The sequence below is a fragment of the Oerskovia enterophila genome (genome assembly GCF_001692445.1).
GTDB lineage: Bacteria > Actinomycetota > Actinomycetes > Actinomycetales > Cellulomonadaceae > Oerskovia > Oerskovia enterophila.
The window spans coordinates 1-13301 of sequence record NZ_MAQA01000011.1 but is presented as its reverse complement, the minus strand read 5'-3'; the positions used below and the strand labels follow the sequence as shown (position 1 = coordinate 13301).

The 13301-nt window shown below is 71.6% G+C and carries 10 protein-coding genes; 8 read left to right on the top strand and 2 right to left on the bottom strand.

The window, feature by feature from the left end:
* Positions 1-179 precede the first annotated feature (179 nt).
* The 3 genes from nrdD to OERS_RS06250 all read left to right on the top strand — a co-directional run bounded on the left by nrdD (position 180) and on the right by OERS_RS06250 (position 4778).
* Positions 180-2471: an anaerobic ribonucleoside-triphosphate reductase gene (gene nrdD, locus OERS_RS06260; protein WP_083201268.1), complete on the top strand. Its 2292-nt coding sequence runs from the start codon at positions 180-182 to the stop codon at positions 2469-2471.
* A gap of 7 nt (positions 2472-2478) precedes the next feature.
* Complete coding sequence (gene nrdG / locus OERS_RS06255; RefSeq protein WP_068625154.1) at positions 2479-3054, top strand: anaerobic ribonucleoside-triphosphate reductase activating protein; 576 nt, start codon at positions 2479-2481, stop codon at positions 3052-3054.
* 128 nt (positions 3055-3182) lie between these two features.
* A complete protein-coding gene (locus tag OERS_RS06250) occupies positions 3183-4778 on the top strand; it encodes a sialidase family protein (RefSeq protein WP_068625153.1) in 1596 nt (531 codons plus the stop codon).
* 76 nt (positions 4779-4854) lie between these two features.
* Here the strand turns inward: OERS_RS06250 and OERS_RS06245 are convergent, their stop codons facing one another.
* Positions 4855-5547 (bottom strand): helix-turn-helix domain-containing protein, encoded by a 693-nt coding sequence (locus OERS_RS06245; RefSeq protein ID WP_068625152.1) that lies wholly within the window; start codon positions 5545-5547, stop codon positions 4855-4857.
* Between the two features lie 77 nt (positions 5548-5624).
* On the opposite strand from OERS_RS06245, the gene OERS_RS06240 reads away from it, so the two are divergent.
* Positions 5625-7025 carry an MFS transporter gene (locus tag OERS_RS06240; RefSeq protein ID WP_068625151.1) on the top strand — a complete coding sequence of 467 codons (1401 nt, stop codon included), beginning with the start codon at positions 5625-5627 and terminating at the stop codon, positions 7023-7025.
* Positions 7026-7035: 10 nt separating this feature from the next.
* Here the strand turns inward: OERS_RS06240 and OERS_RS06235 are convergent, their stop codons facing one another.
* Positions 7036-7722 (bottom strand): DNA alkylation repair protein, encoded by a 687-nt coding sequence (locus OERS_RS06235; protein ID WP_068625150.1) that lies wholly within the window; start codon positions 7720-7722, stop codon positions 7036-7038.
* 260 nt (positions 7723-7982) lie between these two features.
* Between OERS_RS06235 and OERS_RS06230 the strand changes: the two genes are divergently transcribed.
* The 4 genes from OERS_RS06230 to OERS_RS06215 all read left to right on the top strand — a co-directional run bounded on the left by OERS_RS06230 (position 7983) and on the right by OERS_RS06215 (position 12678).
* Positions 7983-9395 (top strand): hemolysin family protein, encoded by a 1413-nt coding sequence (locus OERS_RS06230; protein ID WP_068625149.1) that lies wholly within the window; start codon positions 7983-7985, stop codon positions 9393-9395.
* Positions 9392-10405 (top strand): hemolysin family protein, encoded by a 1014-nt coding sequence (locus OERS_RS06225; protein ID WP_056652194.1) that lies wholly within the window; start codon positions 9392-9394, stop codon positions 10403-10405. The genes OERS_RS06230 and OERS_RS06225 overlap by 4 nt, the downstream gene beginning before the upstream one ends.
* Before the next feature lie 286 nt (positions 10406-10691).
* Complete coding sequence (locus OERS_RS06220) at positions 10692-11138, top strand: MarR family winged helix-turn-helix transcriptional regulator (protein ID WP_056652197.1); 447 nt, start codon at positions 10692-10694, stop codon at positions 11136-11138.
* 100 nt (positions 11139-11238) lie between these two features.
* On the top strand, positions 11239-12678 hold the full coding sequence (locus tag OERS_RS06215) for an MATE family efflux transporter (RefSeq protein WP_068625148.1): 1440 nt from the start codon (positions 11239-11241) through the stop codon (positions 12676-12678).
* Positions 12679-13301: the final 623 nt, after the last annotated feature.

The following is a 13301-nucleotide window of genomic DNA, read 5'->3' as shown; positions in this document are numbered from 1 at the left end:
GACGGCGCGGGTGACCAACGTCCCGACCTCAGGGAGGAAGGTCCCGGCTCGCCCGGGATTGGCCACTACATGTGGGATGACACGGGTGTAATTGCTACTACATCTAGTTCCCATCGCGCCTCGGCGTGCCGGCGAGGTCGTGCCGGCCCGAGGCGTCCGTCGAGAGGTTGTGGTCGCACATGAGCCCGGTCGAGGTCGCGCAGGACGAGGACGTCGCGTCACGGGGAGCGACGTCCCTGACAGTGCTCAAGCGGGACGGGCGCCGCCTGGCGTTCGACGACGCCCGCATCCGGGCGGCCCTTCGCAAGGCCTACGAGGACGTCCACGGAGACCTCACGCCGTTCGTCGAGCAGACCCTCGACGGCGTGCTCGCGCGGGTCGTCGCGGAGATCTCGGTGCGCTTCGCCGAGGTCGTCCAGATCTACGAGATCCAGGCCGTCGTCGAGCACGAGCTCCTCGAGTCCCGCGAGTACGAGGTGGCGCGGGCGTACATCGACTACCGGGTCCAGCGGGACTTCGCGCGCAGCCGGTCGACCGACCTCAACCACTCGATCGTCGGTCTGATCAGCAAGGACTCGGCCGTCGTCAACGAGAACGCCAACAAGGACTCGGACGTCTTCAACACCCAGCGTGACCTGACGGCCGGTGCCGTGGGCAAGGCCGTGGGGCTGCGCATGCTGCCCCCGCACGTCGCCAACGCGCACCAGAAGGGCGACCTGCACTACCACGACCTCGACTATCACCCCTACGCGCCCATGACGAACTGCTGCCTGATCGACTTCCGGACCATGCTGTCCGAGGGTTTCCGCATCGGCAACGCCCAGGTCGAGCCGCCCCGCTCGATCCAGACGGCCGCGGCGCAGATCACGCAGATCATCGCGAACGTCGCCTCGAGCCAGTACGGCGGCTGCTCGGTCAACCGGATCGACGAGCTCCTGGCCCCCTACGCCGCGCTGAACCACGCCAAGCACCTCGTCGAGGCCGAGCGGTGGCTCCCGGACGCCTCGACGCACGACGCGTACGCACGGGCCAAGACGTCCAAGGACATCTACGACGCGATGCAGAGCCTCGAGTACGAGATCAACACGCTGTTCACCTCGAACGGGCAGACCCCGTTCACCTCGGTCGGGTTCGGGCTCGGCACGAGCTGGCTCGAGCGCGAGATCCAGCGGGCGATCCTGCAGATCCGCATCAAGGGTCTGGGGGCCGAGGGGCGCACCGCGATCTTCCCCAAGCTCATCTACACGTTGCGACGCGGGCTCAACCTCGAGCCGGGCGACGAGAACTACGACATCAAGGAGCTCGCGGTCGAGTGCGCCACCAAGCGCATGTACCCCGACGTGCTGAGCTACGACAGGATCGTCGAGCTCACGGGCAGCTTCAAGATGCCCATGGGCTGCCGCTCGTTCCTGCAGGGCTGGCAGGACGAGGACGGGAACGACGTCGTCGAGGGCCGCATGAACCTCGGCGTCGTGACGCTCAACCTGCCCCGCATCGCCCTCGAGGCCCAGGGCAGCCAGGAGGCGTTCTGGGCGCTGCTGGAAGAGCGCCTGGTCACGGTGCGCGACGCGCTCGTGTACCGGATCGAGCGCTGCAAGCAGGCCGTGCCGGGCAACGCCCCGATCCTGTACGTGCACGGCGCGTTCGGCGAGCGCCTCGCGCCCGACGACGACGTCGACCAGCTCTTCCGCGCCGGGCGTGCGACGGTCTCGCTCGGGTACATCGGGCTCTACGAGGTCGCCGCGGCCTTCTACGGCGGTGCCTGGGAGCAGGACCCGGAGGCCAAGGCCCTCACGCTGCGCGTGCTCCGTGAGCTGCACGCGCACACCCGGGCCTGGACGGCCGAGCACGGCTACCACTTCAGCGTCTACTCGACGCCGAGCGAGAGCCTGACGGACCGGTTCGCCCGCATGGACCGCGAGAAGTTCGGCGAGGTCGCGGACATCACCGACAAGGAGTACTACACGAACAGCTTCCACTACGACGTGCGCAAGGACCCGACGCCGTTCGAGAAGCTCGACTTCGAGATGGACTACCCGCAGTATGCGTCGGGCGGCTTCATCCACTACTGCGAGTACCCCGTGCTCCAGCAGAACCCCAAGGCGCTCGAGGCCGTGTGGGACTACGCCTACGACCGCGTGGGGTACCTCGGCACCAACACCCCGATCGACCGCTGCTACGCGTGCGGCTACGCGGGCGACTTCACGCCGACCGCGCGCGGCTTCGCGTGCCCGGGCTGCGGGAACACGGACCCGCGCACGTGCGACGTCGTCAAGCGCACGTGCGGGTACCTGGGCAACCCGCAGCAGCGGCCCATGGTGCACGGCCGGCACGTCGAGATCTCCTCGCGCGTCAAGCACATGGCCGGGGCCGTGAGCCTCGGCGAGGTCGGAGCTGCCGGCATGACCGGAGTCGCCGGCGAGGCCAGCTGCGAGGAGTCCGCAGCCCGCACGAGCCCTGCGGAAGACTGAGGCCGTCGTGCCGCGGGACCCGCAGCCCCACTGGCGCTCGGAGCGCCTCAGCCAGGGCTACGTCGCGGACTACAAGCCGTTCGTGTTCGTCGACGGCGAGGGCGTGCGCTGCAGCCTGTACGTGAGCGGGTGCCTGTTCGCGTGCGAGGGCTGCTTCAACGAGGCGACCTGGAGCTTTCGCTACGGCTCCCCGTACACCGACGAGCTCGAGGAACGCATCCTGGCGGACCTCGCGCACGAGTCGGTGCAGGGTCTGTCGCTGCTCGGCGGCGAGCCGTTCCTCAACACGGGCGTGTGCCTGCGCCTCGTGCGGCGCCTGCGCGCGCAGCCGGGCCCGTCCAAGGACGTGTGGTGCTGGAGCGGCTACACGTTCGAGGAGCTGCTCGCGGGCTCCCCCGACCAGCGCGAGCTGCTCGCGGGTCTCGACGTCCTGGTCGACGGCCGGTTCGAGATCGCGCGACGCGACCTCACGCTCCCCTTCCGCGGGAGCACGAACCAGCGGGTCCTGTCGGTCCCGGCCTCGCTCGCCGCGGGCCGCGCGGTCCCGTGGTCGCCCGCGCGCGCGGCCCGGCGGAGCGCCTGACCTCCCCGGCCCGACGGCGTCGCGCACCTTCCGCGCGGAGGTGCGCTACGCCGTCGGGCAGGCCGCGAGGACGCGACGCGAGGCCGCCGCGGCGTGGATCCCCGCGTCCGACGGGGTAGAACTGGAGGATGCGCACGAACCCCCACGAAATCACCCATCAGGTGCTGGCCGCTCGCGGCCTCGGCGGACACCGCCAGTACCGCATCCCCGCCCTGGCCGTCTCCACGCGGGGAACCGTCCTCGCGGCCTACGACGGACGCCCCAACCTCGACGACCTGCCGAACACGATCGACCTCCTGGTCCGGCGCAGCCTCGACCACGGCCGCACCTGGGAGCCCCAGCAGGACGTGCGCGTCGGCACGGGGCTCCAGGGGTTCGGCGACCCGAGCCTGCTCGTGGACAGGGTGACCGGGCGGATCTTCTGCTTCCACTCGGCGGGGACCCACGCGGGGTTCTTCGAGGCGGTCGAGGGGATCGAGCCCGAGGACGACGTCCAGCACGTCGACCTGTCGTTCTCCGACGACGACGGCTTGACGTGGACCCACCGCCGCGTCACGGCCTCGCTCAAGCCGCAGGGCGTCACGGGCCTGTTCGCCGCGGCAGGCGCCGGGATCCAGATCGAGACCGGACCGTTCGCCGGGCGCCTGGTCCAGCAGATGGTCCTGCTCCTGCGCGGCGAGATCCGCGCCGCGTCGGCGTACTCGGACGACCACGGCGACACCTGGACGCTGGGCGAGCCCACGGGCCCCGGGGCCAACGAGAACAAGGTCGTCGAGCTGCGCGATGGTCGCCTGCTGCTGAGCTCGCGCGCGAAGGGGTGCCGGTTGCAGGCGGTCTCGACCGACGGCGGTCGCTCGTACGGGCCGCTGCACCCCGTGCACGACCTGCCCGACCCGAGCGACAACGGGAGCGTCCTGCGGCTCGGGGACGTGACCGACGTGGCCGCTCCCCTGCTCGCGACGAACAACTGCGACGCCGACCTGCGCCGCAACACCGTGCTCAGCGTGTCGCACGACGAGGGTGCGAGCTGGCGACCCGCGCTGACGATCTGCGCGGGCTCGAGCGCGTACTCGACGGGAGCCGTGCTCGCCGACGGGTCGCTCGGGGTGCTCTACGAGCGTGACGGGTACCGCGAGATCGTCTTCGCGCGGGTCGAGCCCGAGGCGCTCTCGCCCGCGGCCCTCGGGGAGGCCGTCGAGACGTTCGTCGACGACGACGGCGGCGGCGACTTCACCATGGTGCTGCGCTCGATCACCCCGGGGCGCCCCGCGCAGTGGGTCAGCGTGGGCGCGTCGCACGTCATCTCGGCCGAGGGCGGCGACTGGGGCGTGCACACCTGGAAGGAGATCGGTCAGGGGTACGACGGCGACCAGGTGCTCGGCACACGCGAGGCCCAGGACGCCAACTACGGCCCGGCCGCGCCGGGGCTGCGGGCCGGCGACATCCTGGCGTTCACCGGGCGCTTCCGGCACCAGGGCGACGAGCCCGTCACGGCCGCGCTGAGCGGGAGCTTCGACGGGGACGTGACGGCCCAGTTCCCGGCCGTGCGCCTGGCCCCCGGCGAGGACGCCCTGTACTTCACGCCCACGTACACCGTGACCGCGGACGACGTGGCCCGCGGCGAGGCGCGCGTGGAGTGCGCGGTCCAGGCCGGGCAGGCCCGCTTCGAGCGGGCGTTCCGCGCGGACACCGTGACCGGGGAGGTCGTGCCGGTCGCGCGGTGACCGGACGTGCCCGGGGTCACGGCCGCGGCGGGCGTGCCCCGGGACGCGGGGCGGGACGGCGAGCGCGGGCAGCGCGTCAGGGCACGGCACCAGGGAGGGCGGGCGCCGCGCCGTCGGGCAGCGTCTCCGGACTGGTGCCGGGCGCGGCGGTGACGCTCGTCGTGTCCTCGCGGCCGAACGCGTCGTCGGGGGTGAGGTCGGTGCGGGTGTGGGCCCGCTCGCCCTGCGGCCCGAACAGGCTGAGCACCTCGGCGCCCTCCTGGCCCGTGCTGCCGAACCAGTGGGGCGTGCGGGTGTCGAACTCGGCGACCTCCCCGGCGTCGAGCACGATGTCCCGGTCCCCCACGACGAGCCGCAGCCGGCCCGTGAGCACGTACAGCCACTCGTAGCCGTCGTGCGTCGTGAGCATGGGCTCGGCGGCCTTGCGCGGGACGAGGATCTTCCAGGCGTGCTGGCTCGCGGGCTGCCGGGTCAGGGGCACGACCACCCGGCCGTTGACCCTCCGCGGGGTGAGCCGGATGCGGGGGTCTCCCGTCTCCGGGGCGCGCACGAGCTCGTCGAGCGGTACCCGGTAGGCGTGTGCGAGCAGCAGGAGGAGCTCGAGGCTGGGCTTGCGCCCCCCGGTCTCGAGCCGCGACAGCGTGCTCTTGGAGATGCCCGTCGTGTCCGCGAGCGCCGCGAGGGTGATCCCGCGTCGCCGCCGGAGGGCACCGAGCCGTGGCCCGACCTGGTCGAGTGCGCGTCCGATCGCTGCCGTGGGGTCGTCCATCGCACCATCCCACCACGCTGTCCCAGTTCTGGCAACGAGCATTGCCGGATCCGGGTCGAACCGGCAACCTCGGCGGTATGAACCTCACCCCGCACGCACCCCGCTCCCGGTCAGGACTCGTGGGTGCGCTCGCGCTCGCCACGCTCCTGGCCTCGCTCGGCACGAGCGTCGCGAACGTCGCGCTGCCCACGCTCGCGCACGAGCTCGGAGCACCCTTCGGCCGGGTGCAGTGGGTCGTCCTGGCGTACCTGCTGGCCATGACCGTGACCGCGGTCGCCGTGGGGAGGCTCGGTGACGCCCTCGGGCGACAGCGTGTGCTCCTCGGGGGCCTCGGTCTGTTCACGGCCGCGACGCTCGCGTGCGCTCTGGCGCCCTCCCTCGCGGCGCTCGTCGCGGCCCGCTCGCTGCAGGGGGTCGGCGCCGCCGTCATGATCGCGCTGCCCCTGGCACTCGTGCGGGACGTCGTGCCCGAGGCACGCACCGGAGCGGCCATGGGGCTGCTGGGGACGACCTCGGCGGTCGGGACCGCGCTGGGGCCCGCCGGGGGCGGGCTGCTGATCGCCGCGTCGGGCTGGCAGGCGGGCTTCGTGGCCATGCTGCCGCTCGCGGGCGTCGCCATCGTGCTCACCTGGCGCGGCCTCGGCGACGAGCCCGCCCCGGCCCGGTCGGGCGCGAGGTTCGACGTCGCGGGCGCCCTCGTGCTCACGGCGGCCCTGGTGGCGGGCGCCCTCGCGATGACTCCTGACGCCGTCCCACAGGTCGGCGCCGGACCGCTGCTCGTGGGCGCAGCGGTCCTCGTCGCGCTGCTCGTCGCGATCGAGCGCAGGACGGCTGCACCGCTCGTGCCGTGGGGGCTCCTGCGCTCCCGCGCCCTGAGCGGTGGCCTGCTCATGAACCTGCTCGTCGCGACCGTGATGATGAGCACCCTGGTCGTGGGCCCCTTCTACCTCGCAGGCGGGCTGGGGCTCGACGAGGCCGCGATCGGCCTCACGCTCGCGGTCGGGCCGGTCGTGTCGGCGCTGACCGGCGTCGTCGCCGGGAGGGGCGTCGACCGTGCCGGCGCGGGCGCCATGACGACCGTCGCTCTCCTGACCATGACGGCCGGGGCCGTCCTGCTCGTGGTGCTGCCTCCCGCCTGGGGCCTGCCCGGATACGTGCTCGCGCTCGTGGTCCTGACTCCTGGCTACCAGCTCTTCCTGGCCGCGAACAACACCGCCGTCATGAGGACGGCCGATGCACGACGCCGTGGGACCGTCTCGGGCGTCCTGAGCCTCTCGCGCAACCTCGGCCTCATCGCGGGCGCCTCGGCCATGGGCGCCGTGTTCGCGGCGGCGACCGGGTCGGTCGAGGTCCAGGGCGCCACGGTGGCCTCGATCTCGGCCGGCATGCAGACGACCTTCCTCGTCGCGACGGTCCTCCTGGCCGTCGCGACCGTGGTCTCTCTCGCGGTGCGCGCGCGTGCCGCCGTCGGGCAGTGACCGGAGGCCGCTAGGCCTGCGTCTGACGCCGGACGATCTCCGCGATCCAGGTCGGCGCGAACGGCGACGTGCAGCCCGGGGGCGTCGGGTAGTCCTTGAGGACCTCGAGCCGCTCGCCGATGTCGACCGCACGGGCGCGCAGCTCGGGGTGGTGGATGCCGATGTTCGCGAGGCACTCGTTCATGGCCCACTGCAGGCGCTCAGGGGCGTCCTTCATGTCGGCCTCGATGCGGTCGAGGAGCCCCGACAGGTCGATCCCCTCGGGGGACTTCGCCACGCGGTCGGTCGTCAGCGCCCACCCGGCGCTCGCGACGACCGGGTCGGGGTCGGCGAACCACGCGGTGCGCAGCTCCTCGACGTGCGGGCTCTTCTTGACGACGTAGCTCACGAGCCACCCGTGCACCTTGGGGACACGCGCGTCGCGCAGCATGGCGTCGAGCTCCGCGGCCGACCAGGACTTGGGGCGGCAGACCAGGATCGCCACGAGGCGCGCCGCGGTGTCTCCGGTCTCCCAGAGTTGTTCCGCGAGCTCGTGCTGGGTCTTGAGGCTCTTCGCGACCGCGCGCAGCCTGGTGAGGTTGACGCCGTGGTCGTCCCCGTGGCGCTCGTTCACCGCACGGATCTTGGGGTCCTCCAGGGCCTCGAGCTCGGCCAGCACGTCGCTGACGGTCGCCTGGGCCGCGGCAGTGGAAGCCATGTCGATCTCCTCGCTCGCTCCGTCGGTCGTCGCTCACACCCTACGTCGCCGCCTCCCGCCCGCGACGAGCGCTCGTGGCGACCACTCGTGGGGCTGCGGGCGACCCAGCGGAGAACTCGTGCGGGATCCTGGGAACGCTCAGGCCCCCTTCCGCGTTGACCTGACGGAATCCACCCGCGATCTGAGAGAGACATGGACGCAGACAGTACGAACCCCCTTGTGCCGGCCACCGATGCTGCGACGAGGGGGTGCAGGTTCTGATGTGGGTGCTGACACTCCTGCTCGGCGTCGTCGTGATCGTGGCGATCACGGCCGTGACGGGCTATTTCGTCGCCCAGGAGTTCGCGTACATGGCGGTCGACCGGTCACGGTTGAGCGCACGCGCGGGCTCGGGCGACGCGGGGGCCAAGCGTGCCCTGGCCGTCACCAAGCGCACGTCCTTCATGCTCTCGGGCGCCCAGCTGGGCATCACCGTGACCGGGCTGCTGGTCGGCTACGTCGCCGAGCCGCTCGTCGGTGAGTCCCTGGGCGAGGCCCTGGGCGGGGTCGGCGTCCCGACCGGCGTGGGCATCGCGGTGGGCACCGTCCTGGCCCTGGTGTTCTCGACGTTCGTCCAGATGATCTTCGGCGAGCTCTTCCCCAAGAACCTCGCGATCGCCCGGCCCGAGCCGGTCGCCCTGTGGCTGGCCCGGTCGACGACCATCTACCTGGCCGTGTTCGGGTGGCTCATCAAGATCTTCGACCAGGCCTCGAACCTCCTGCTCAAGGCGCTGCGGATCGAGCCGGTCCACGACGTCGAGCACTCGGCGACGGCCCGTGACCTCGAGCACATCGTCGCGGACTCCCGGCAGAGCGGCGACCTCCCCGGCGAGCTCTCGGTCCTCCTGGACCGCATCCTCGACTTCCCCGAGCGCGACGTCGAGCACGCCATGATCCCGCGCGCCCGCGTCGACGTCGTGCACGCGGGCGACACCCTCGCGGAGGTGCGGGCACGGATGGCGGCGGGACACTCGCGCTACCCGGTGCTCGCCGACGACGACCAGGTCGTGGGCGTCGTCCACCTCGTCGACGTCCTGACGACCACGCACGGCGACGACGTCCCGACCCAGGACTTCATGCGCCCCGTGGTCGTCGTCCCGACAGCGATGAGCCTGCCCGACGCCCTGCGCGAGCTCACCGAGACCCGCAACCAGCTCGCGTGCGTGATCGACGAGTACGGCGGGTTCGCCGGCGTCCTGACGGCAGAGGACCTGGCCGAGGAGCTCGTCGGGGAGATCACCGACGAGCACGACCCCGCGACGCCCACCATCGCCCCGCGCGACGACGACGGGATCTGGGTCATGCCCGGAGACACCCACATCGACGAGGTCGAGCGCGCGATCGGTCGCGACCTGCCGCGGGGCGACTACGAGACGATCGCGGGCCTCGTGATCGACCAGCACGGCTCGCTGCTCGAACCGGGTGAGGGGATCGTCGTCGAGCTGCCGCTCGACCCGGCCGACCTCGCCCTCGCTGCGGAACCGGAGCCCGCCTGGATGCGCGTGGACGTGGTCGAGGTCGAGCGCCACGTCCCGTCGCTGGTCCGTGTGACGTTCCCGACGGACGACCGACCGCTGCCAGCACCCGACGCCGCGCCTGACGCGACGCCCGAGACCGAGGAGGGCGACCGATGAGCAACCCCTGGGTCGTCGTGGCCATCACCGTCGTCATCATCGCGCTCAGCGCGTTCTTCGTCGCCGTCGAGTTCGCGCTGCTCGCCGCCAAGCGGCACCGCCTCGAGGACGCCGCCCCCAACAGCCGCTCGGCGCGGGCCGCGCTGCGCAGCTCGACCGAGCTGACCGTGCTGCTCGCCGGGTCGCAGCTCGGCATCACGGCCTGCACGCTCGCGCTCGGCGCCATCACCAAGCCGGCCGTCCACCACTGGCTCACGCCCGCGTTCGAGGCGTGGGGCGCCCCGTTGTGGGTCGCGGACGCCGCGGGGTTCGTCCTCGCGCTGATCATCGTGACGTTCCTGCACCTGGTCGTCGGCGAGATGGCCCCCAAGTCGTGGGCCATCGCTCACCCCGAGACCTCGGCCACGCTGCTGGCCATCCCCATGCGCGGCTTCATGTGGCTGACCCGCCCCCTGCTCACAGGGCTCAACAACATGGCCAACTGGTGCCTGGTCAAGGTCGGCGTCGAGCCGACGGGGCAGATCGCCTCGGGCCAGAGCGCCGACGACCTGCGTCACCTCGTGGAGCACTCGGCCAACGTCGGCGCCCTGGACCCGGCGTACTTCGCCCAGCTCTCGGGGGCACTGGACCTGCAGACCCTCACCGTGGGCGACCTGCTCACAGGTCAGGGCAGGCCCACCATGGTCCCGCTCGACGCCACCGTCCACGACGTGCAGGAGGCCACGCGCGCGTCCGGCCACCTGCGGATCCTGCTCGGGGACGACACCAGCATCTCGGGGGTCGTGCACGTGCGCGACACCCTCGACGTGGGCCTCGACCGTCCCGCGGCAGAGCTCATGCGGCCGCCCTTCACGCTCGAGCGGTCCGTGCCCGTCTACGCGGCTCTCGCCCAGATGCGCGAGACCCGCAACCACCTCGCCGTGGTGACCGACGGCGCCTCGGTCGCCGGGGTCATCGCGCTGTCGGACGTCATGGCGCGGCTCTTCCCGCGGGAGGTCGCCGCGGCCTGACACGAGGCGCCCTGTTCTGCGCCAGCCGCCACATCCTGACGACGGCGCCCCACCCGGTCGAAGCACCGGGTGGGGCGCCGTCGTCGCGCGCAGCCCGGTTGCCGGGCCTCCGGGATGCCTCGGATGCCTCGGGACGCCGTCAGGTGGACCGGGAAGGTCTCGCCGCTGTCCGACGCCGTCAGCCGTTCGTCAGGGAGGTCGCCGCCGTCGGGCCCGGTGGCGGGAAGCGTACGAGCCATCAGTTCGATGGTTGACGGTTAGAGATCAAACAGTTAGTGTTCTAACTATGAGCGAACAGGGCATCAGACTCTCCAGCAGTCTCGAGCTGGTCCGGTGGATCGGATGGGCGCAGCGCAAGGTCGGCGAGGACTGGATCCGCGAGCGCGACCTCAGCCACGAGCAGGCCTTCGTGCTCGGGTACCTCGTGCAGAACCCGGGGGCGATCCAGCGCGACATCGCAGAGGTCAGCCGCACGAGCGCCGCGAGCGTCTCGAGCCTCCTGCAGGGGCTCGAGCGCCGCGGCCTGATCGAGCGCCGCACGCAGAGCGGTGACGAACGCCGCAAGCGTGTCTTCGCCACTCCGGCGGGAACCGAGCTCATCGCCGGCTTCGACGTCGCGATGGCCGAGGCCGACGAGACGATCCTCGCCCCGCTGACCCCCGAGGAGCGGGCCACCTTACTCGCCCTGCTCACGAAGATCACCGCGGAGCTGCCGCAGCCCACCCGCTCGTAGCCACGAGGGCGCCGCCGCCCCACCCCACAGATCGACCAGCCCCACCTCGCCGCGTCGGCGTCCGCCGCCGCGCCATCGAACCTGCCCGAAAGGAGCCGTCATGAGCTCGAACACCCTAGACCCCACGGTGACGACGGACGACGTCGGCACCAACCACTGGTACCTCGCCTCCGCGCCCATCGTCCGCGCCCTGGTGCACCTGTGCGTGCCCATGGCGGCCGCGATGATCGTCGGCGCCGTCTACAACGTCATCAACGCCGGATTCATCGGCTCGCTGCACGACAGCGCTCTCCTCGCCGCGATCACGCTCGGCACGCCGTTGCTCGGGCTCGTCATGGCGATCGGCGGCGTGTTCGGCGTCGGCGGCGGCGCGCTCGTCTCCCGGATGCTCGGCGCGGTGGACCGCGATCCCGCGACGGCGGGCGAGATCAAGCACGTCTCGTCGTTCGCCGTCTGGGGGTCGGTGGTCGCCGGGGCGGTGTTCGGCGGCCTCGGTCTGCTCCTGCTGAACCCTCTCGTGTCGCTCCTCGGCGCGGATGCCGCCGCCGTGCCCGCGACGAGCTCGTACGTGGGCGTCATGCTCGCCTTCGTGCCGGTGCTGACCGCGGCGTTCTGCCTCGAACAGCTCGTGCGCGCCGAGGGCGCCGCCCGTCAGGTCATGATCGGGCTCGTCGGCTCCACGGTCGCGAACGTCGTGCTCGACGTCCTGCTCATCCTCGTGCTGCACCAGGGCGTCGCCGGCGCGGCCCTCGCGATGGGCCTGTCGAACCTCGGCCTCGTCGCCTACTTCGTCCGCTGGCTGCAACGCAACAGCGAGCACATGAGCCTCGCTCCACGGTGGTTCACGCTCTCCCCCGCCGTGCTCAAGCCCGTCTTCGGCGTGGGCGTGAGCGAGCTGCTCCAGGCCTCCTTCCTGATCGTCACGTCCCTGGTGCTCAACAACCTCGCCGTCGCCTACGGTGACAGCGCGCTCGGGGCCATGGGCGTCGCGGTCCGCATCGCCCAGGTGCCCGAGTTCCTCGTCATGGGCATCACGCTCGGCGTCCTCCCGCTGCTCGCCTACGCGTACGGCAAGGGGGACCGGAACCGTCTCCGCTCGGCCGTGCGCGTCTCCGCGCTCGCGGTGGGCGGTATCTCCCTGGTCTCGGCGGCGACCGTGCTCGCCTTCCGTGGGCCACTGTTCTCCGCCTTCTCGGCCGACCCGTCGATGCTCGCGATCGGCGTCACGATCCTCACGGCACAGCTCGTCGCGATGGTCATGAACGGGTTCACCGGACTCCTCACCTCGCTCTTCCAGGCCACGGGGCGCGCCACCCCGGCGATCGTGATCTCGTTGGCGCAGGGCGTGCTCTTCATCCCGATCGTGATCCTCGGGAACCTCTGGTTCGGGCTCTCGGGCATCGTCTGGTCACTGACCGTCTCAGAGTCGGCCGTGCTCCTGGTCGCGGTCGTGATGTGGCTCGCGTCCCGGCGAGCGATCGATCGTGGGCTCGTCACCGGCAGCGCAGAGCGCGTCGAACAGTCGCTCGCCACAGCCTGACCGCGTCTGCCACCAGGGCTCGGGAGTCGCCCGTCGGGCTTCCGAGCCGAACGGTGCACGCGCGACTCGTACGTCACACGACGCAGAAGGCCCCTGACCAGCGTTTCCGCTGGTCAGGGGCCTTCTCCTTCGGTGGGCGATACTGGGTTCGAACCAGTGACCTCTTCGGTGTGAAGAGGCCGAAGAGGGTTCGTCCACGTCCTCAGACGTACGTTTCCGCTGGTCAGAGGGCTTCACGGGCTGCTGCGGATAGTCACGGACCGAGGCTCGTTGGGGTAGCCGTTGGGGTACGACTGGTTGGCATGACCTCTTCGGAACTCATGCTGAAGTGCTCGACGGCCAGGCCTCTGATCGAACTCGTTGACCGCGCTGCTCGCACGCCTTCGCGACCGGCCACTACTGATCAGCGGACCTGCCACCATCTGACCTACCCCTGCTCGTGCTCGTCGTCGCGGCCAGCGCATAGGACCGGGGAGCGTGCCGCACGCACGACGTCCCCCTTGGCGCCGACCGGATCGGCTGAGAGCAGGTCCTGATGAGCCCGAAGGTGATCGGCCAGGTCGGCCCGCGCCCGAACTGGGACCAGTGGGCGCTGGGCATCGCGCACGCCGTGGCCTCCCGCG